24 protein-coding genes are annotated in these 20,981 nt (G+C 33.1%); 4 read left to right on the top strand and 20 right to left on the bottom strand.

The features are described from left to right. Positions 1 to 52: 52 nt before the first annotated feature. From B3C18_RS09900 to B3C18_RS09890, 3 genes are all read left to right on the top strand, one after another. Entirely contained in the window at positions 53 to 952 is a 900-nt protein-coding gene (locus B3C18_RS09900) for a NifU family protein (RefSeq protein ID WP_291146186.1), read from the top strand. A 134-nt stretch (positions 953 to 1,086) separates the two neighbouring features. Continuing rightward, positions 1,087 to 1,413: a YtxH domain-containing protein gene (locus tag B3C18_RS09895; protein ID WP_291146184.1), complete on the top strand. Its 327-nt coding sequence runs from the start codon at positions 1,087 to 1,089 to the stop codon at positions 1,411 to 1,413. A 92-nt stretch (positions 1,414 to 1,505) separates the two neighbouring features. Beyond that, complete coding sequence (locus B3C18_RS09890) at positions 1,506 to 2,318, top strand: mechanosensitive ion channel family protein (RefSeq protein ID WP_073489015.1); 813 nt, start codon at positions 1,506 to 1,508, stop codon at positions 2,316 to 2,318. 8 nt (positions 2,319 to 2,326) lie between these two features. Here B3C18_RS09890 and tsaB read toward each other — a convergent pair whose 3' ends face one another. From tsaB to B3C18_RS09850, 8 genes are all read right to left on the bottom strand, one after another. Then, on the bottom strand, positions 2,327 to 3,001 hold the full coding sequence (tsaB, locus tag B3C18_RS09885; protein ID WP_291146181.1) for a tRNA (adenosine(37)-N6)-threonylcarbamoyltransferase complex dimerization subunit type 1 TsaB: 675 nt from the start codon (positions 2,999 to 3,001) through the stop codon (positions 2,327 to 2,329). 25 nt (positions 3,002 to 3,026) lie between these two features. Next, positions 3,027 to 3,281, bottom strand: a complete 255-nt coding sequence (locus B3C18_RS09880; protein WP_291146179.1) for a hypothetical protein — start codon at positions 3,279 to 3,281, stop codon at positions 3,027 to 3,029. Positions 3,282 to 3,290: 9 nt separating this feature from the next. Continuing rightward, positions 3,291 to 4,580, bottom strand: a complete 1,290-nt coding sequence (locus tag B3C18_RS09875) for an efflux RND transporter periplasmic adaptor subunit (RefSeq protein WP_291146177.1) — start codon at positions 4,578 to 4,580, stop codon at positions 3,291 to 3,293. A gap of 6 nt (positions 4,581 to 4,586) precedes the next feature. After that, a complete protein-coding gene (locus B3C18_RS09870; protein WP_291146175.1) occupies positions 4,587 to 5,975 on the bottom strand; it encodes a TolC family protein in 1,389 nt (462 codons plus the stop codon). A gap of 81 nt (positions 5,976 to 6,056) precedes the next feature. Further along, positions 6,057 to 7,175 (bottom strand): efflux RND transporter periplasmic adaptor subunit, encoded by a 1,119-nt coding sequence (locus B3C18_RS09865; protein ID WP_291146173.1) that lies wholly within the window; start codon positions 7,173 to 7,175, stop codon positions 6,057 to 6,059. Positions 7,176 to 7,217: 42 nt separating this feature from the next. Beyond that, positions 7,218 to 8,483, bottom strand: coding sequence for an ABC transporter permease (locus B3C18_RS09860; RefSeq protein WP_291146171.1), 1,266 nt, complete (start codon positions 8,481 to 8,483; stop codon positions 7,218 to 7,220). Positions 8,484 to 8,485: 2 nt separating this feature from the next. Then, positions 8,486 to 9,730: an ABC transporter permease gene (locus B3C18_RS09855; protein ID WP_291146169.1), complete on the bottom strand. Its 1,245-nt coding sequence runs from the start codon at positions 9,728 to 9,730 to the stop codon at positions 8,486 to 8,488. Next, positions 9,723 to 10,424, bottom strand: coding sequence for an ABC transporter ATP-binding protein (locus B3C18_RS09850; RefSeq protein WP_053471651.1), 702 nt, complete (start codon positions 10,422 to 10,424; stop codon positions 9,723 to 9,725). Before B3C18_RS09850 ends, B3C18_RS09855 begins: the two co-directional genes overlap by 8 nt. A gap of 178 nt (positions 10,425 to 10,602) precedes the next feature. Between B3C18_RS09850 and B3C18_RS09845 the strand changes: the two genes are divergently transcribed. Then, positions 10,603 to 12,009, top strand: coding sequence for a DUF4403 family protein (locus B3C18_RS09845; protein ID WP_291146166.1), 1,407 nt, complete (start codon positions 10,603 to 10,605; stop codon positions 12,007 to 12,009). A 28-nt stretch (positions 12,010 to 12,037) separates the two neighbouring features. Here the strand turns inward: B3C18_RS09845 and B3C18_RS09840 are convergent, their stop codons facing one another. From B3C18_RS09840 to B3C18_RS09785, 12 genes are all read right to left on the bottom strand, one after another. Beyond that, positions 12,038 to 12,277, bottom strand: coding sequence for a hypothetical protein (locus B3C18_RS09840; protein WP_349680571.1), 240 nt, complete (start codon positions 12,275 to 12,277; stop codon positions 12,038 to 12,040). A 55-nt stretch (positions 12,278 to 12,332) separates the two neighbouring features. Continuing rightward, positions 12,333 to 12,914, bottom strand: a complete 582-nt coding sequence (locus B3C18_RS09835; protein WP_291146162.1) for a DUF420 domain-containing protein — start codon at positions 12,912 to 12,914, stop codon at positions 12,333 to 12,335. 3 nt (positions 12,915 to 12,917) lie between these two features. After that, positions 12,918 to 13,604 (bottom strand): SCO family protein, encoded by a 687-nt coding sequence (locus B3C18_RS09830; RefSeq protein WP_291146160.1) that lies wholly within the window; start codon positions 13,602 to 13,604, stop codon positions 12,918 to 12,920. A gap of 11 nt (positions 13,605 to 13,615) precedes the next feature. Continuing rightward, on the bottom strand, positions 13,616 to 14,275 hold the full coding sequence (locus B3C18_RS09825) for a hypothetical protein (RefSeq protein WP_291146158.1): 660 nt from the start codon (positions 14,273 to 14,275) through the stop codon (positions 13,616 to 13,618). 78 nt (positions 14,276 to 14,353) lie between these two features. Continuing rightward, the gene (locus B3C18_RS09820) at positions 14,354 to 14,704 is read right to left on the bottom strand and encodes a cytochrome C oxidase subunit IV family protein (RefSeq protein ID WP_291146156.1); all 351 of its coding nucleotides are present in this window, start codon (positions 14,702 to 14,704) and stop codon (positions 14,354 to 14,356) included. Positions 14,705 to 14,722: 18 nt separating this feature from the next. Beyond that, the gene (locus B3C18_RS09815; protein WP_073488986.1) at positions 14,723 to 15,709 is read right to left on the bottom strand and encodes a cytochrome c oxidase subunit 3; all 987 of its coding nucleotides are present in this window, start codon (positions 15,707 to 15,709) and stop codon (positions 14,723 to 14,725) included. Positions 15,710 to 15,751: 42 nt separating this feature from the next. Next, the gene (locus B3C18_RS09810) at positions 15,752 to 16,339 is read right to left on the bottom strand and encodes a cytochrome c oxidase subunit 3 (RefSeq protein WP_291146153.1); all 588 of its coding nucleotides are present in this window, start codon (positions 16,337 to 16,339) and stop codon (positions 15,752 to 15,754) included. A gap of 2 nt (positions 16,340 to 16,341) precedes the next feature. Further along, complete coding sequence (cyoE, locus tag B3C18_RS09805) at positions 16,342 to 17,244, bottom strand: heme o synthase (protein WP_291146150.1); 903 nt, start codon at positions 17,242 to 17,244, stop codon at positions 16,342 to 16,344. 158 nt (positions 17,245 to 17,402) lie between these two features. After that, positions 17,403 to 19,517 carry an energy transducer TonB gene (locus tag B3C18_RS09800; RefSeq protein WP_291146147.1) on the bottom strand — a complete coding sequence of 705 codons (2,115 nt, stop codon included), beginning with the start codon at positions 19,515 to 19,517 and terminating at the stop codon, positions 17,403 to 17,405. Positions 19,518 to 19,536: 19 nt separating this feature from the next. Next, positions 19,537 to 20,280 (bottom strand): deoxyribose-phosphate aldolase, encoded by a 744-nt coding sequence (deoC, locus tag B3C18_RS09795; RefSeq protein ID WP_291146144.1) that lies wholly within the window; start codon positions 20,278 to 20,280, stop codon positions 19,537 to 19,539. Between the two features lie 114 nt (positions 20,281 to 20,394). Next, positions 20,395 to 20,778 (bottom strand): VanZ family protein, encoded by a 384-nt coding sequence (locus B3C18_RS09790; protein ID WP_291146140.1) that lies wholly within the window; start codon positions 20,776 to 20,778, stop codon positions 20,395 to 20,397. Continuing rightward, positions 20,771 to 20,981 (bottom strand): glycine cleavage system protein H (locus B3C18_RS09785; RefSeq protein ID WP_414655346.1); only part of this gene is annotated, 211 nt, incomplete at its 5' end. The genes B3C18_RS09785 and B3C18_RS09790, both read right to left, overlap by 8 nt.

The raw sequence follows: 20,981 nt of genomic DNA, 5'->3' as shown, positions 1-20,981 counted from the left end.
ATATAGGTAATAGTAGAAAATAACTTTAGTAAATTTGCAAAAAATTACTACCATGACAAAAATCACTATAAAAGAGACTCAAAATTCTACTATCCTAAAATTCGAATTTGAAGATTTCATTACTCAAAATCAAAACTTTGAGTTCAAAAATATTGACGAAGCCCAAGCTTCGCCTTTAGCACAGCAATTGTTCTATCTGCCGTTTGTAAAAACAGTTTATATTTCAGGAAATTTTATTGCCATCGAAAGATACAGCATTGTAGAATGGAGCGATGTTCAGGACGATGTTGCAGAGCAAATTGCGGCATTTGTGGACAAAGGCGGCGTTATCATCAAAGTTGACGAAAACAAGGCAAAAAAACAGCCTATTACGGTTTATGGAGAAACAACTCCAAATCCTTCTGCCCTTAAATTTGTGGTAAGCAGAATGTTGACTAGAAACGCAGTTGAATACAAAAATATTGACCAGACTGCTTCTTCTCCATTAGCGCAGGAATTATTCAAATTTCCTTATGTAAAAGAGGTTTTTATTGATGAGAATTATATTTCTGTTACTAAATACGAAATCAACGACTGGGCTGAAATTACTTTAGAAGTAAGAACGTTCATTAAACAATTTATTGAAAACGGAGGAACTGTTTTAGATGAAAGTTTAATCCAGACTACGACTAAAAATGATGTTACAAAAGATGAAGCATTTGACAAATTAGATGTTACGTCTCAGCAAATTATCAATATTTTAGAAGAATACGTAAAACCAGCGGTTGCGGCCGATGGTGGAAATATTGCTTTTGATTCATATAATGAAGAGGATAAAACTGTAAAAGTGATTTTACAAGGTGCGTGCAGCGGTTGCCCATCTTCTACTTTTACTTTAAAAAGCGGTATCGAAAATATGCTGAAAAGTATGTTGAATGATGAAGCTATTAAGGTTGAAGCTTTAAATGCATAAAAATTTCAATTATCTATAATTGTAAGCGTCTCATTTGAGGCGCTTTTTTTATTTCATAATTAATTAAACGAAAAATAAATTGTTTTTCTCCAAAAATAATTAATATTGTAACCTTAACTAATCATTTTAAAACCATGGGATTATCATCATTTTTCAGCAATTTGTTTGGCTCGGCAAAAGAAACAGCAGTAGATTTTGCAGATCAGGCCGAAAATACTTTTGAAGAAGTTAAAGAAGCCTCAGAACCAATAATCGATTCTGCAGCAGAATATCTGGAACATACTAAAGATGCTGTTAGTGACTATGTTGAAAAAGCATCTGACTCTATACACGATGTGATTGATTCTATCAAAGAAGTAATTACTGAAACTGTCAATGAGGATTATAAATTAGTTACAGAAACTGTAGTTGATGTGAGCGAAGACGCAGTAACTGATTCAGACTCTGAAGAAGAGAAGTAATGGAAAGTATTTTCATATAAAAACAAAATATAGCTATATTTGCAAAATCAATTCACCTTCTCTTTTGAGAAGGTTTTTTTATTCAAAATAATATGTACATCAATCCTGAACAGTTTAGCGGTTACGCTACAAAATTCATCAATATTTTAATCGATTATTCTCCAAAATTAATCTCGGCACTGCTGATTTTATTTGTTGGTTTATATGCCATTCGATTAATCAACAGAATAATTAGAAAAGTAATGGTTAAGAGAAATCTTGACCCAACATTGACCAAATTCCTTGCTGACATTTTATTGTGGGCGCTTCGTGTTTTATTGTTTGTTACTTTTATTTCAAAACTCGGAATCGAGACTTCTTCGTTTGTAGCTATTCTGGGTGCAATGGGGCTTGCAATTGGTTTATCACTTCAGGGTTCGCTTTCGAATTTTGCGGGCGGAATGCTGATTATCGTTTTCAAACCTTTTAAAGTTGGAGATACAATCGAAGCTCAGGGAGTTATTGCAACGGTTTTAGAGATTCAGATTTTTGTCACTAAAATGTTGACCGGAAATAATCAAACGGTTTTTGTTCCGAATGGTGCTTTGTCAAACGGAACTATTATTAATTATTCGATGCAGGGAGAAAGAAGAGCCGATTTGACTTTTTCTGTTTCTTATGATTCTGACATTAAAAAGGCGAAAGAAGTTTTATTGGATGTTTTAAATAAAAATCCAAAAGTGCTTAAAAAGCCGGCACCTGAGGTTTTCGTAAAAAATTTATCAGCAAGTTCTGTGGATTTTGCAGTTCGTCCGTGGGCAAAAAACATTAATTACGGAGCTGTTTTTTCTGATACTTTAGAAAATTGCAAAACAGCTTTAGACGAAGCAGGAATTTCTGTTCAGCCGTTTACAGTTCAAAAATAAAAATTAGATTATTGCTTTTTTGATGGCAGTGTCATCATAAAATCTTTTAAATAATAAGGTTCAAAATAAGCGACATCAACAGTGTCGCTTTTTTGATATTTATTAAAACTGATTTTACTCATTTCTCTTGCCGAAGGGTATTTGATTTCTTCTAAAAACACAAAGTTTTCTTTAGTTAAAACTGGTTTGCATTTCTCGGCACAATCTCCAACGAAATAAAGTTTTTCTGTATAGGCTGCAAAAGATTCTTCTGTAATAATCTCAGCTTGAATTCCTCTTTCAACTTCTAAATCAGCAGTAAAAATTTCGCTGTACACTTCCATTCTTCTGGCGTCCAGCATCGGAATAATTTTTCCGTCAGAAACATTAGCTTTTGACGCTAAAGTCTGCAAAGTATCTACAGCAATTAACGGAATATTTAATGCAAAACACAATCCTTTTGCCGCCGAAACCCCAATTCGTAAACCGGTATAAGAACCTGGTCCCTGACTTACTGCAATCGCTTTTAAATCCTGAACTGAAATACCGGATTCTGCAATAACTTCTTCAATAAAAACATGAAGTTTTTCAGCATGCGAATATCCTTCTTCAGCAATTTCTTTACAGAGAATGGTTTCTCCATTTTTTGCAATTGAGACTGAACAGTTTTTGGTAGCGGTTTCGATATTGAGAATGAAAGACAATGTAGTACGTGTTTTTATTAAAAAATCATCTGAAAATTGTAGCTGCAAAAATAAAGGTTAATAACCAAAATAACAGAAATGCAACACCTAAATTTGCTAATAAAAAGCCTAAATATAGGATCAGTCTTTTTTCTACTGAAAAATATTTAAATTCATCATTATAATATTTCGTTTTATAGACGCTGTAATGCACCCATATCAAATATATAATTACAGCAATAAAGGCACCCAATAAACTGAAAATCATTTCTGCCGGAATTCCATGCAATGCAATAATCATATTATTGATTTACTTTTTTGGAGCATCCGCTTTTTTAATTTTTACTTTATCACCAGAATTTAGTTCTTTAGAAACTGTTGTGTACGGTCCAGTAATGACTACATCACCCGGTTTCAAACCAGACATTACTTCGATATTTGTATCGTCCTGAATTCCTGTTTTAATGATTCTGATTTTAGCTTTGTCTCCTACTTTTACAAAAACACATTCGAATTTCTTGTCGCTTTTTGGAGCTACTTTTTTCTCATTTGGATCTTCTACTTTAAAGTCAGTAACGGCTGTTGTATCCGATTTTACTACAACAGAACTAATTGGCACTGCCAAAACATTGTTTTTAGTTGTTGTAATAATATCAACAGTAGCCGTCATTCCAGGTCTAAAAGGCGAATACGCTGCTGGTTTTCCTTCTAATAAATCCTGATATGAATCTTTTAAAATACGAACTTTAACTTTGAAATTGGTAACCTGATCTGAAGTTAATGTTGTACTTGCAGAATTTGAAATACTGGTTACAACACCTTTAAATTTCTTTTTTAAATAGGCATCGACTTCAACATTTGCTTCGTCCCCTATTTTAATTTTTACAATATCATTTTCGTTTACGTCAACTTCAACTTCCATGTTATTAAGGTTCGCAACTCTTAAAAGTTCTGTTCCTGCCATTTGCTGCGTTCCTAAAACACGTTCTCCCAACTCAACATTTAGTACCGAAATTGTACCATCTGCAGGAGCATAGATTGTTGTACGTCCTAAGTTGTCTCTGGCTTCTGTAACAGAAGCCGAAGCACTTTGAACATTATAGTAAGAAGATTGTTTTGTTGCTTTTGCAACTTCATAAGTTGAAATAGCTTTATCCCAATCTGATTTTGAAATTACACCTTTATCATAAAGCGTTTTGTTACGCTCATAATTTGCTTTTGCCTCTTTAAAACTAGCTTCAGACTGCACTAAACCGGCTTTAGTTCCAGATAAATTTGCTACTGATCTTTCTAAACCTGAAGTATACAAATCAGGGTTTATTTTTACCAGTAAATCGCCTTTTTTTACAACTTGGCCTTCTTTTACATTTAATGCAATAATTTCACCGGAAACCATTGATGAAAGTTTTACTTCAATTTCCGGCTGGATTTTTCCTGTTGCCGAAACTGTTTCTACAATTGTTGAAGCGTTTACTTTTGACGTTTCAACTTCTTTTCCTTCATCTTTGTTTCCTATTACTCCTGCTTTGGAAAGCCCTATTAATGCTATGATAATAATTACAGCTCCGCCAACTAAGAAGTAAATTGTTTTTTTTGACATAATAAATTATTTTGTAATAATTGGAACAATTGGAATTCCGAAATAGAACTCAAGTATTTTTATTTTGAACATGTAATCGTATTTCGTTCTGATCACATCAGATTGTGCATTTGTCAGCAAAGTTTGGGCTTGCGTAAAATCAAATGAATTCATTAAACCAACATCGTACTTTTCTTTTGCATAGTTATATGCCTGCTGTCTAGCTTCTAAAGTAATCGTTGAAGATTCATAAGTATTTAAAGCGCCTTTTGCATCAGTAAATGCTGTATAAACGTTACGTTGCAAATCTAAACTTTTTTGCTCTAAATCTATTTTAGATTTCTCTAAACTTACTTTGTTTCTTTCAACATTGTTTTTTACAGAGAAGCCATTAAATATTGGTACACTTAATTGAAAACCAAAATTGTGTCCTTTATTATCACTAAACTGATCTAAAACTGGATTTGGAGCTGCGTAAACTGGATCTCCTGTAACAGGATCAGTTCCAATTAGTCGATCACTGTAACTTGCACTAGTACTAAATTGGTAAAAACCTCTTAATGTTGGCTGATATGCTCCTTTTGCAATTGCAACGTTCTTTTCGGCGATTTCAAGATTAGTCTGAGCTAATTTTAGTTCTGTTCTTGTTTCTTTTGCTTTATTGTAAATATCAATTGGGTTTTGCGCCATGATATTATTTTCATCTTTAGCATTGGTATCATCAATTACATCAAAATCTGCAAATTCTTTTAATTGTAAAAGCTGAGCTAAACTTAATTTCGAAATCAATAAATTGTTTTCAGAAACGGTAATATTTTGTTTATCTGTAGCTACAGTTGCTTTTAAATCAAATAAATCTCCACGCGGAATTGTTCCGGCATTTACCATTTCTTCAGAACGAGAATAACGTTTTTCGTCGATCGCTAATTGTTCTTTCTTTATTTTTAAATCTTCTTTGTTAGATAAAATTTGAAGAAAAGCATTTGCAACATTCAACGAAATATCTTCCTGCATTTTCAGCAACTGATATTTTGATGCTATAATAGAAAGAGAAGCTCTTCTATATGCATTTTGATTTTGCAGACCTTTGTAAATATCAACATTTGCATTTACACCTAATGAAGAATACTGCGTTGTTTGTGTAGTCGCAATATTGGTAACAGGGTTAACGTTCAAACCGATATTCCATGAATGTGAAGCATTTCCATTTACAGTTGGAAGATAACTTCCTAATGCTCCTCTTTTGTCAATAGTTGCCGTTTTGACATCCAGTTCAGATAATTTAATTGTAATGTTATTATCTAATGCGTATCTCACGCATTCTTCCAGTGTCCATTGTTTTGATTGCGCGTGTCCGGCTAATCCAAACCCAAACAACATGGCAAAAACAAGACTATTATATTTATTTATTTTCATATATTTTGAATGAAAGCGCAGTAAACCAAACTACGCAAATTTAACATTTTTTAAAACCAAAAAACTCTTTACAGCTTCAAATTACTTTTTCTCTTCTTTCTCGTCAATTAAACCCTGATTCCAGATTTTAATTTTATCCGTGTTTTTGATTCCGCTTTTAACCTGAACATAGATTCCGTCGCTCACACCCAAAACTAAATCTCTTCTTTCAAATTTTTGAGGTGCTGTTTCAACTTCTACATATGGTTTTTGAGTTTTTTTGTCAAATTGAACTAATGATTCTTTTATAGCCAGAACTTTATCTGCTTTTTCAAGAATAATAGATGCATTTGCACTTAAACCGGCTCTAATAAATGTATCATCTCTATTTTCTAATCTTGCTTTTATTTCAAACTGAATTGCTCCGTTTTCTACAACTCCTTTTGGTGCAATATCAGTTAAAACTGCTTCGAATTTTTTATTTTCAATTGCTCCAACAGTGATTTCAATTGCCATTTTTTCTTTGATTTTTCCAACCTCAGATTCATCAATTTTTCCAATAAAAATCATTCTTCCAACATCGGCAACACTTGCAATTGTAGTTCCTTCGTTGAAATTATTACTTTCAATAACCTGATTTCCTACTTTTACCGGAACCTGTAAAACCATTCCGTTTACTGTTGAACGAATTAAGGTATTAGCATAATTCCCTAACGAAGTCGTTGTACCTGTTTTAACGATATCTAAGTTTTGTTTTGCAGCCAGATATGTTTGTTTTGCTTGTTTGTAAGCTACTTGCGCCGCATCAAAATCATTGGCAGAAATTACATCTTTATCAAAAAGTGTTTTTTGTCTTTGAAAGATTTTCTCCTGATTATCTAAAGCAATTTTAGCAGTCTGAACCTGATTTTGAGTACTGCTTACATTCGAAACGTTAGCAACCACTCTAATTTTAGCAATCATATCTCCTGCTTTGATTTTTTCTCCTGCTTTGATATAAACTTCTTCAATAATACCTGAAATATTTGGTTTGATTAATACCTCTTCATCAGGCTGAATATTACCAGTCGCAATTGTATTTTTTACGATGGTTTTAATCTCTGCTTTTTCCGTTTTAAAAACAATTGGCGATTCTTGATTCTTTGCGTACAAATAGTAAAGCGCGCCAAAAAAGACTACTGCAATTAAAATTAAAATGGTTACGGTTACTCCTTTTTTCATTTTGTTTTTTAGTTTAATCGATTATTTTTTTGATTGATAATTTTATTCTGTTCGTAAAGCATCTACAGGCTTTACATTAATTGCGGTCTGCGCCGGAATAAATCCTGCCAGCAAACCAGATCCTACTAATATTATTAAGGCAACAAATACAACTCCTAAGTCAACACTCGGGTTTGAAAACATGGTATCGTTGCCGGGGGGCATGGAATCTAATGCCAAATTTAAGAGGGCAATAATTCCCGTTGCGACGGCAATACCAAACATTCCTGAAATGATCGTTAAAAATATAGATTCTGATAAAATCTGACTGCGAATTGCTCCCGGCGTTGCGCCTAAAGCCCTTCTAATTCCTATTTCTTTTGTACGTTCCTTAACTACGATCAACATAATATTTGAGATTCCAATAACACCCGAAATCAAAACTAATGTCCCAACAAAATAGGCAATGATTTTCAGGATATTAAATAAACTCTGCACCTTATTGAATTGCTCGTACAAATCAAAATTTCCTACTGCCCTGTCATCTGTAGGATTTATGGAATGAAGCCCTTTTATTATTTCTAAAATTTTAGGTTTTAAGTCGGTAATCGATGTTTCATCTTTTGCCGTAAGTGCCATCCACCCTACTTTATCTCCATAATTAAAAGCCTGTTGAAAAGTCGTAAACGGAATAAAAATATTCTTTTGTTCCTGTTCTGCATTTCCACCTTGCTGTTTCGATTTATAAACGCCAACAACCATAAAGTTGATGCCGTTAACTTTGATATATGTTCCAACAGCTTCTTCTTCTTTTCCGTAAAGTTCGCTGATAACCCCTTTTCCAATTACGGCAATTTTTCTTTTATCCAGAATATCCTGTTGGTTTATAAATCGGCCTTTTATGATATCCATAGGCTGTTGCTTAATCAACTCCGGATAATCTCCATAAATGGTAAAAGCAGAAGTTTTTGTACCACGAACCACATTGTTTGTTCCGTTAAAATCTCCTAACTGATTTCTTGGCGAAACATATAATAAATCCGGTAAAGCCGCTTTTAAAGCTGCAACATCACTATTTCTAAAATCATAACGACGTGTTTTTGGCAGCCCCTTATAGGCTTTAGAAGTTGTCTGGCTCCACATAAACATCGTATTTGTGGCAATTCCGTCAAATCCTTTTTTAATTCCGTTTTCCAGACCATTACCGGCTGCAAGCAAAATCACCAAAATAAAAATTCCCCAAAATACACCAAAAGCAGTCAGAATAGTTCTGAAGGGATTCGCCGTTAAGGCCTGTAAAATTTCATCCCAATTATCTTTTTTAAACATGATTATTCGTCTCTAAGTGCTACAATAGGTCTAATTTTGGCTGCTCTGTATGCTGGAAAAAACCCTGCAACGGCGCCTGCAAATACAAGTAAAAATAATGTTGTTAAAGCCACACTAAAATCTACTTCGGGATTTCTGAAATATTCACTCTGAACCATCGGCCCAACAAATTCTAACAACAATAAACTCGCTAAAAGCCCAGTAAAACCTGCTATTGTTGTAATAAAAATGGATTCATGAAGTATCATCGAAATAATAGAAAATGGCGATGCGCCTAAAGCTTTTCTAATTCCAATTTCTTTGGTTCTTTCTTTTACAATAATCAACATGATATTACTTACACCCACAACTCCGGCGATAATAGTACAAATACCAACCCACCAGAAAAATAGTCTGATATATAAATTTAAATCGTAAAACTGTTTAGCATCTTTAACTGAGTTATAGGCATTTATTCCGCCGTCATCATCCGGAGCTACAACATTTTTACTTTTCAATAATTCCTTTAATTCTTTAGTAAACTTTTCAGATTGTGCTAAAGCTTCATCATAATTATCCGTCTTTTTTAAAGTAAAAAACAAATTGCTGATTTTGTCACCGGCACCAAAAGTTCTTTGTACAGTTGTCAAGGGCAAATAAGCTCTTGCTTCCTCACGTTCTCCTCCCGGGTCTGTAAAAATTCCAATTACTTTAAAATTGATATTATTAATTTGAATTTCTTTTCCCAGAGCTTCTTTATCCTTAAACAAATCGGTTTTTATTTTCATCCCGATTGTTGCCACTTTTTCGTTATTTTCTAAATCTTTACTATTTACATATCGTCCCTGAACTATCGTAAGGTTTTCAATTCCGCCATAATCAGGATTAACACCTCTGTATTGATAATTTCCATTTTCTTTACCGTAAGCAAATTGCGCTCCCCAATAATTTTGTGTCGAAGCTCTTAAATCTAATTTGTCCTCAAATTTTTGAACCGATTGATTGTAATCGCTATTTCTAAACTGAATCTGTCTTCCTGGATTCAGTCCTTTATACTCTTTTGTGGTCGTACCAGACCAAACCTCAATAATTCCAGCAGCATCGCGCTCGAATTGTTTTTCAATACCGTTTTGAAGCCCTTTTCCCGCTCCAAGCAAAATCACCAAAATAAAAATCCCCGACGCTACCGAAACTCCTGTTAGGAATGTTCGGAGTCGGTTTTTGGAAATTGCATCAAATATTTCCTGCCAACGCTCAATATTAAACATAAGATGAAGCTCTAACTTGTTCTACTAATTTATCATCGATAATTAATCCATCTTTCAGGACCACATTTCTTTTGCACATTGCGGCAATATCAGGTTCGTGTGTAACGATTAAAATTGTTTTTCCTTCATCGTTAATTCCTTGAATAAGCTCCATAACTTCATACGAAGTTTTGGTATCTAAAGCTCCCGTTGGCTCATCGGCAAGTAAAACTTTAGGGTTCGAAGCCAGTGCTCTTGCAATTGCAACACGCTGTTTCTGCCCTCCCGAAAGTTCGTTTGGTAAGTGATGAGAATGTGAACCCAAACCTACTTTTTCAAGATATTTCATTGCAATATCGTAACGCTCTTTTCTTTTTACACCTTGATAATACAAGGGCATAGCAACGTTATCTAATGCTGATTTATAATTGATCAAATTAAAAGACTGAAAAACAAAACCTAAAAACTTGTTTCTGTATTTTGAAGCCAGGGTTTCGTTTAATTTTTTAATTGGCGTATTGTCTAAAATATAACTACCAGAATCGGCTTCATCCAGAATTCCTAAAATATTAAGAAGAGTCGATTTTCCAGATCCTGATGATCCCATAATCGCTACTAATTCTCCTTCGGCAATATTAAAATTTATTCCTTTCAACACATGCAGTTCCGAACTTCCCATTTTATAGGATTTATGCAAATCTTTAATTTCGATCATGGTATTGTTAAATTTTTAAAACAATAATAATATATTTTATAAGTAAATTATGATAATAAAACGTTAATAATTGTGTTTCATTATCTAAATAAGACGGCAGTTGTTATCAAATGTTACACTTTATCAAGATAATTTAATAGTTTTCTTAATTTTGCTTCACTTAAAAAAATCATTAATTATGAAATTTTTTTCCATAATCTCAGTGTTTGCGGTAACTGCCACATTCTTTAGCTGCTCAACTTCTCAAAAATTAGAAACTTTAAAACCAGAACCAGATGACGCAAGTCCGCTAATTTATGATGCCAATCCTTCCTTTATAAATCTGCCTATTACTGTTAAGCTGAATGATATTGAAAATCAAACCAATACGCTATTAAACGGATTGATTTATGAAGATAATAATATCGAAGATGACGATATCGAAATGAAAATTTGGAAACAGGCTCCAATAAAAATTCAAAACGATCCTGCAAATCCGGATAAAAAAATAAAAACGATTCTTCCGTTAAAAGCGACTATTAAATACCGAATTGGAACAAAAAAAATGGGTATTGAACTTTACGATACGAGAGAATTTAATTTAAATGGTGTTATTACATTATCCAGCGATGTTGCTTTAACGAACTGGAAATTAAACACTAAAACTGAATTTAGATCTTTAGACTGGAACGAAAGTCCAACGATGACTGTTTTTGGAAAAAATATGCCAATTACTTATTTGATTAATCCGGCAATTTCCATTTTTAAATCTAAACTGGAACATAAAATTGATGAGGCAATCGAAAAATCAATGGATTTTAAACCGAATGTTTTATCGGCTTTAGAAAAAATCTGTACGCCTTTTCAAATGAGCGATACTTATGAAAGCTGGTTAAGAATTGTTCCTGTTGAAGTTTATTCAACCAATGCAAAACTGAAAAATGATTCTTTTTTACTCGAAATGGGAATGAAATGCAATATGGAAACTATTGTAGGCAAACAGCCTGAATCTAAGTTTAATGCGAGTAAAATTGTTTTGAAACCGGTTACCAAAATTCCAAATCAGATATCGGCAAATATTGCGGCGATTTCAAGTTATATGGATGCTTCAAAAATTATGACGAAGAATTTTGCCGGGCAGGAATTTGGTTCTGGAAGCAAAAAAGTAACGGTAAAAAATGTTTCAATCTGGCACAAAAACGGAAAAATGATTATTGCTCTTGATGTTCTGGGTTCTATTGACGGAACGCTTTATTTAAACGGAATTCCGCAATATAATGCGCAGACAAAAGAAATTTATTTCGACAAACTGGATTATGTTTTAGATACCAAAAGCAAACTAATGCGAACTGCAAACTGGCTTGCACAAGGTTTTGTTTTAAGAAAAATGGAAGAAAGCTGCAGATATTCGATACAGCCTAATTTAGAAGAAGGCAAAAAGAGTATGGCTGCTTATCTTAAAAATTATTCGCCAATGCCTGGCGTTTTTGTAAACGGAAAAATGGATGATATTCAGTTTGATAAAATTCAATTAACGAATCAAGCGATTATCGCTTTTATCAAAATAAACGGAACTGTGAATGTCTCCGTTAACGGATTAAAATAAACGAATTGAAATAAAAAATGCAGTATAATTATACTGCATTTTTCTTTTTAGATCGGTACATCTTATAAATAAGAAAACCAATTATGGCTACAAGTAAATACGGGATTATCATTAAAAAAACGATTCCGTCATTTACAGCTTCTGCTTTTTTTATGTTAGAATCTCCTGCAAGTGCTGCACGGCACATCGCACATTGGGCGTTCGCACTCAGAGAACAGAATATAGAGAATAGAATATAGATATACTTTGGCGAAAAAAAGTTTCTCATATTATTGCTATTTTCTTGAATTCTATTTTCTTTATTCTTTGTTCTATTTTCTAATTTATGCATAATAAGGAGAAATCATTAAATAAACTACAACACCTGTTACCGCAACATATAACCAAAGCGGGAATGTTATTTTAGCTATTTTTTTGTGTTTATCAAAACGCTTTGCAAGTGCTCGTACATATGTTACCAATACAAACGGAATAATGATAATCGATAAAAGAATATGTGTGATTAAAATAAAAGCATAGATATATCTAACAGCACCAATTTTAGCTTTTTCTACTGCATCTAAAATCCCGTCATGATTTACATCACCAAATTTAGTGGAGTCAGCAGTCATGTGATACGCAACATACATGGCCAAAAAAGCCAATGATAAAGCAATAGCAAAAGTCATTAAACGTTCGTGCAGTTTAAGTTTTCCGTTTTTAACGGCAATTACCGCTGCAACTAAAACAATCGCTGTAAGACCATTTGTAGAAGCATAAATTGGAGGTAAAAAGGAAAGCGGCTCTACATTGATTCCAAAATCTTTTAATTTGATTGCAAAAAGAATTCCTACCAGTACCGGTATAACAATTGAAACCGCAATGATGTATTTATTGTATTTTTTTTCTAATGAATGATCTTCCATTTTTTATTCTTCTAATAGTATTTTAATATCTTCCTGAATCTCTCTAACGCCTTTTTTATCTAAACCGTCGTAATAAATATTTGGGTTTCCAAATTCATCTTTTCGGCAGCGAATGTTTCCATCTTTGTCAATTAAAGCAAATAACCCAGAATGTTCAAATCCTCCGCTTACTTTTGAGTTTTCTCCTGCATAAAGATTAAAACCTTTGTTAGACAAATCCATAATTGTAGCTCTGTCTCCGGTTAAAAAATTCCAGTTAGAAGATTTTACTCCTAATAATTTTGCATGATCTTTTAAAACCTGTGGTGTATCATGAGTTGGGTCAATTGTAATGGAAACTATTCCGAAGTTAGGATTGCCAAAAAATGTTTTTTCGATTTCCAGCATGCTCAAATTCATCTTTGGGCAGATTGACGGACAAGTTGTGAAGAAAAATTCTAAAACATATACTTTTCCTTTATAGGTTGCATTAGATACTTTAACGTTATCCTGATTTGTCAATTCAAATTTTGGAGCTGCACCAATTGTTATTAATTTTGCGTCTTTAGAACTTTTAGAACCAACATTATCTAAACGATTTCCTTTTACAACATCACCATTTTTAATTCTGTCAACAATTTTTGGTACTGCATAGATTCCGAAAATCAAGATAATAAACGAAATCCCTATGTAAGATTTATTTTTGAACATTATATGTGTATTTAAAGTTGTTTTGTGGCGTTATGGTTCTTTTTAAGAGCGGCACGATATTCATACAAAATGATTTTAAAGTCATCAAGCATTTCATTACTCAATTCAGATGGATGAAAAGTATCGTATCCTTCTTTATACTCGTCATCTTTTTCGTTTTTATTTCCGCCTTTGCGGCCTCTTAAGTTTCTTTCTTTATCTACAATGAAAACATTTGATGTACCTAGTTTATCATCCAGTTTTCCTTTTAAATGTAATTGATTATAAAAAGCCTGAATATCATCAGGTGAAGCAAAAACAAATTCCCATCCAGAAACATCTGTAAAAGGTTTAATCGCATCAACAAGCTTTCGAGCTTCAGTTTCTGTCCCAAGCGGGCAGATTACTACAAATTGAAGATCTTCGAAACCGTGGTAGCGTTTGTAGATTTTTTCGTTAAGGTTAAAGTAGTTTCCTCTGTTACTTAAAATATCAGAACCGGAAAAACCTAAAACGGTAATTTTTTTATCTAAAGAAACTTTTTTGCCGTCAAGAGATTTCCAGTTTCCAAAGTCGGCAATTTTTGGGGTAATTATGGGAAGTTTTGTAAAACTATTTACACCTGAAGCGAAAAACAAATAGGCTACAATGGGTAAAACAAAAAGCACAAAAAGAACTATATTTTTTTTCATTGTTTTAACGGAAGTTATTGAGGTACAAAAATAAAAAAAGCTCCGTTAAACGGAGCTTCTTTTCGAATTAATATCATGTTAAAAATTCCATTTAATAGTAGAATCTTTAAAAACCCCATAAATATAGTGTCCTTCTGTCAACAAGATGAACAATAAATATAATACTAGGAAAATAACTGGTGATACAACAGACCATCTAAGGCTGCTTTTTTCACCTTCCATGTGCATGAATGCCCATACAATATAATAAGCTTTGAATATTGTTAAGATATAAAATATCCAGTTTAACAAATTCAAACCAACAAAATGATTAAACTCTAATACTCCCGGTTTGTAAATACCAAGGATAACTTCTACTGTAGTTACAACTGATAGTAATATAAAAACAAACCAGATTCTTTTTGTATTTGATACGTGTTCGTGTGACATAATAATTAAAATCTAAAATTAAACTAAGTAGAAAACTGTAAATACAAATACCCAAACTAAATCTACAAAGTGCCAGTATAAACCAACTTTCTCTACCATTTCGTAGCTTCTTCTTTTCTCGTAAGTTCCTAATAATACATTAAAGAAAATAATGATATTAATGATAACTCCAGAAAATACGTGGAATCCGTGGAATCCTGTGATGAAGAAGAAGAAATCAGCGAATAGTTTACTTCCGTATTCATTTCTAGTTAAGTTTGCTCCTTCTACTACATATTTTGCGTCAACTAAACGAGCTTCAGATTCTGCTCTAGTTAAAACAGTTTTTTTCTTTTCAGCAGTAAGTTTTTCAGTTCTGATTAATACATCAGGGTGTGCTTTAAAACCTGCCTGAATTTCAGCAACAGTATAAGTTGGCTGAGTTTCTGCATCCTGAACAAACCAAGTTGCATGGCTTCTTGTTAATTCTTCTCTTTGTTCTGGCAATTTCACCGCAAAATCTGCAAGAGCAACTCTTGTTCCATCTGCTTTAACAAACTGCAATAAACTTCCACCTTTAGTTTCAACTGCTCCGTATTCTCCTTTAATGAAGTTTTTCCACTCCCAAGCTTGAGAACCAACGAAAATTAAACCTCCAATAATAGTTAAGAACATGTAAACAGCAACTTTTGTTTTCTTTAATTGGTGACCTGCATCAACAGCCAAAACCATTGTTACAGATGAGAAAATCAAGATAAAAGTCATTAAGGCTACATAATACATAGGAGCCGAAACACCATGCATAAAAGGAAAGTGAGTAAACACTTCGTCAGCCAATGGCCATGTTTCAATAAATTTAAATCTAGAAAAACCGTAAGCACCTAAAAATCCAGAGAATGTCAAGGCATCCGATACGATAAAAAACCACATCATCATTTTACCATAACTTGCTCCTAGTGGCTGGCTATGCTCTCCGCCTCCCCAAGTTTTTTCGTCGTTATTTGCAGTAGTAACTGTCGCTTCCATAAAAGATATTCGTTAAAAAGTTCCCAAATTTACGTTTTTTTCTTATTTAAAGAAATATAAAAATAAAAATAATAATACCCATAATAAATCCAAAAAGTGCCAATACATCGCACCTAGTTCTATACCAAGAGTTTGAGTCGGATTGTATTTTTGTTTAAAATGATTATAAATTATAATTAAAAGCGAAATTAATCCGCCCGCCAAGTGCAATAGGTGTGTAAACGCAATTACATAAAGGAAAGTTGTAGTAATTGAGCTACCTTGTCCTGTCATATAATACCCGCTTTCTACAATTTGCCCAAAACCTCTGAATTGTAAAATTACAAACAGAATCCCTAAAGCAAATGTCCCTAAAAGAAACGCAGAAGTAGCACTTCTGTTTCCTTTTTCAATTGCTTTTTTTGCTAAATAAAAAGTAACACTGCAGGCAATAATAACTGCTGTACTAAAATAAAACGCAGTTGGTATTTGAAAATTCGTCAACCAGTCTGCTCTTGATTTACTTACCACAAACGCACTTGCAAGTCCTGCAAACATCATGGTCATACTTACCATTGCGAATAACAAAATCAGTTTGGCTGATTTTGATTTCTGCACCTGCTCTTCACTTACTTTAATTGTCATTTCCATAACTATCTTAAAAATTTATCTACTATAAATACAATCTGCAGTAACGAAATATACGATACGCTTACCAGCATTAATGTTCTTGCAGCTTTTGGTGTTCTTAATTGGTACAAACGCACCGCATAAAACAACATCCATAAACCTAATAAAAACACTAAAACCGCTGCGATTGGCGAAATAAACAACTGCCCTGTATATCCTAAAACAGGTAATAAAGAAGCAATAATTAACCAAATCGTATATAAAATAACCTGCAAAGCTGTTTTTCTATCTTTATTTCCGGTTGGAAGCATGAAAATACCTGCTTTTGCATAATCATCATACAAAAACCATCCAATGGCCCAAAAATGAGGAAACTGCCAGAAAAACTGAATTAAAAATAATGTTCCGGCTTCGATACCAAATTCTCCGGTTGCCGCAACCCATCCTAACATAAATGGAATTGCTCCAGGAAATGCACCAACAAAAACTGACAATGAAGTTACGGTTTTTAATGGTGTATATATGCTTGTATATAAAAATATTGAAATTGCGGCAAACATTGCCGACTTTGCATTGATCGTGTACAACAATGCTATACCTATTATAGTAAGCAGACTTGCAACAATTAATGCTGTTACGGGAGACATTCTTCCGGAAGGAACCGGACGATTTTTTGTTCGATCCATTAACGAATCGATATCTTTTTCAATTACCTGATTAAAAGCGTTTGAAGCCCCAACCATGCAATAGCCGCCAATTGACAAAATAATCAAAACACTCCATTTAAAAGGATGTTCGTCATTAACTCCTAATAAATATCCGGCGATTGAAGAAAACAAAACACTAATAGCCAAGCCAGCCTTAGTTATCTCTTTGAAATCCAGAAATATTGATTTTATTGAAATTGTATTTTTAGCAGCGTTCAATACCGTAGTCTTTGTATATTTTTTTTGAGTGGTGCAAATGTACAAATTAGATTATAGAATTTAGAACTTTAAAATTAGATTTTTTCCAATAAAACCTCTACAAAACAAGAACTTTCCAATCTTTAACACTATTATTTCGAAAAATCTTATTAAAAATTCTAGTAATCAAAATACCAGTTAAAGATATCAGAACGTAAACCAATAGTAAACCAGGTCGTACTTTGTTTAAATGTTGTTGCCGTTTCCTGAGTTGGATCAAAATTTCTGTAAATGAAACTTCCGAATAATTTTAAATTTGTGATCGGATTTATCAAATATCCTCCTTGAACATCGGCAATAAAAATACTGGTTTTATTTCCCTGCCCCACTTTTACACCTGTATCATAAGGACGGTTTAAATCATAATCTTTATAGATATTTCCTCCGTAATTATAACTGTTTTCTGCGGTATCAAAATCTAAACCTCTTTTACCCACTGTAAATTTAGCATCTGCAAAAAGACGTCCTTTATGGTAACGACCAATTGCGATAAATTCTTCAAAATTTCCTCCCCATTGATGTCCGATACTTTGATTATTATGACCATAATTCGTAATTGGATCACTATGAGAATACACATAAGGACGAACGTGATTGTATTCTAATTGCAAAAGCAAATCTTTTACATGAAAAGCATTGTAATATTTAGCACCTAACTGGTAACCAAATTTATTTTTCCAGCTTTGATCTCCAGATTTCATATCACCAATCGAGAATTCGTCTAATAAAAACTGAGCATATAAATTTACATTGTTATTCCATTTGTATTTAGATGTCATTCCTAAAAGTGCATTTCCGCTTCGAGATGATGAAGCGAATTCAACAGAACGGTAAAAAATAATAGGATTTACAAAGTTAACATCAAATCCTCTGTTGTTGGTATCTGTCCAAACTACAGATTCAAAGAAACCAAAATTCAGTTTATTCGAAACATTCCAGCTTAAATAATGATTCGCCATATATTTGCTTGCATACGTTCTGTCCACCGTTACGTCTGGACGAACATCTTTAAGCCACATATAAGTATTGGTATATTTAATTTTCCAGAAAGTCGTATTGATTTTAAAATAAGGATAAGGGCTTGCACCATCAGTTTCAAGCAACGAACGATATCCATCTCCAATAAAATTTCTTCCGTAACCTAATTGTAAGTCAAATATTTTACTTGGCGCAAAAGTAATATTGGCTTCCGCCAAAGGAAAATCGTAAGCATCTGTTTTAAATCTCTTAGCAATTCCCATTCCCGGAATAATTGCCGGATTTCCTCCAGAAGGCTTTAATGTTTCTGCATAATCATTGTAATAACCCGCAAATCTTCCCTGACTCTCAAAAATGGTTGTGGTAAAATTAATCTGTTTTCCTAAACCTCCTCTAAAATTAAGTCCACGGGTATTTACATATGAATAAGAAGCATCAAGATCTGAAGCTTTTCCCATTTGCAAATCAAGAATTGGGTTTAATGCCAGCCAGTAATCTTCACCCTGAATCTGAACCAGGTTTTCATTCCAAAGTTTTCTTCCCCACCAGCCTGAAACTTTTTTCTGAAGCGATTCGTTTACTGCTTTTAAATTATAATATTTTGAAACCTCAGCATAAGTATACGGTTTTGAAGCGGTATGATTATTACTTCCCACCTGGTTCATTGCACCATCAAACTGCGCATAATAACTATGAGAAAATGGTATATTTAAATGACTTTCAAATTCAGGCATATTGTATTTTTTGTATACAATACTGTCTAATTCTGTCATTGGTTTTTCAATTGGCTTTTCAATTTCGGATGCTGCCAAAGCTTCTGCCGCAATCTGATCTGCACTTTTTAAAGGAATATCAATTGAAATCGTATATTTTGAATAAGTCGGTTTTCCGTTATAAGTCGAAGGTTTTATTTTCGGAAATTTTCCAAAAACACGTTTTGCTTCTTCAACTAGTAAATCATCTGCTGCATTTACATAAATTACTTTAAATTCACCGTTTGCATCCACTTCAAAAAGTACTTTTACTTCTCCTTTGTAATTATTTTGTTTTAAGTTTTCAGGAATTTGAAAATTATCATACACAAAATTCTGCACTTCTCTGTAAAAACAGTTTTCTAAATTTTTAGCCTGAAGATTTTCGCAATGCGGAAAAATAGGAAACTGCTCTGAAGTAAAATCAGGTTTTACATTAGTCTGCTGTGCAAAACCAAGTAAGGTAAATAGGGTGATAACAAAAGATAAAAAAAACTTATTCACGTAGATTGGGGCTTATGATTTAATATTGATTTGTGGTATTTTTTCCGTCTGCGATCGCTTTTGCTGCCGAAGTTCCAATGCGTTTAACTCCTAAACGAATCATTTCTACTGCATCTTCATAAGAGCGAACGCCGCCGGCAGCTTTTACCGGCAAAGGCGATGCATTTTCGAGCATCATTATAATGGTAGGAATTGTGGCTCCGTTTGGCAGATCATTTTCGGTTTTATAAAAACCTGTTGATGATTTTACAAAAACAGAAGCATAATCTTCTTCTTTAAAATTCGATATAACAACATTTTTTATTAAAGCCGAAAGCTGAATAATTTCTTTATCCGTTAATGCTGCAACTTCAATAATCCATTTTACTGTTTTATTATTGGCTAATCCTATTTGGCTTCCTATTAGAATTTCTTCTTTTATTAATGAAGCGTCTCCATTTTTAAAAGCTTCATAATTGCAGACAAAATCTAAATCATCGGCACCATTTTCAATCGCTTCGTTTGCTTCCTTGATCTTAGATTCTAAACTTGAATTTCCTTTTGGAAAATCTATTACGGTTCCAACCAGTAAATTCGAATTTTCTTTTAAGATCATTTCTTTCGCCAGACTTACATATTCTGACCGAATCATGATGAGCTTAAACTTTTCCTGAATCGCTTCTGCAATTGCATTTTTAACTACAATACTATTATCCTCTTCCGAAATTCCGGCTTGAGCAGCAGTTTTTAAATAAGTAGAATCTAAGTATTGCTTAACATTCATAATATTGAAGTTAGATCGAATGGAGCAAAAATACATTTAAATTCAGAAAAAATACTGTTTTAAAAGCTTGATTTTATGCCAATAAAAAACCCACCGAAGTGGGTAATTATATTCTTATATTTTATCGATTTGTTTTTTAAAAGCTATCGCCGAAAAAACGCCTACGAATGCACCTAATGCATTTGCTAAAACATCTGTTACATCTGATGCTCTAGTTATTGTCATTACACCTTGTAAAATTTCAATAGTTATTCCGAAGAAAACAGAAAAAATAAACGAAATCAAATACGCTTTGTAATCGTTAGCATCTTTTCCTTTAAGTTCTTTCTTAAAGAATAGGATCCAGGAAATCGTAAAGCCAAAGTGAAAACAAAAATGCACAATTTTGTCAATACTCGGAAAATTTACCTGCGGAATATTGCTTGAATCTATTAAACAAAAATACGCAATGATTCCAGAGCAGATAATTGCCCAGATTAACAATAATTGTTTAGGCACCGATAAGTTCTTTATAAGCTTCGTCAGATAATAAACTATCTATTTCTGATGCATCAGCAATTTTAATTTTAATCATCCATCCAGCTCCGTAAGGATCAGAATTTACAGTTTCAGGAGCGCTTTCTAAATCTTCATTAAAAGCAATAATTTCTCCAGTTAAAGGCAAGAACAAATCAGAAACTGTTTTTACAGCTTCAACTGTT

Origin of the sequence: Flavobacterium sp. UBA7680 (assembly GCF_002482975.1) — a bacterium.
Lineage (GTDB): Bacteria > Bacteroidota > Bacteroidia > Flavobacteriales > Flavobacteriaceae > Flavobacterium.
This window is presented reverse-complemented; position numbering and strand designations above follow the sequence as displayed.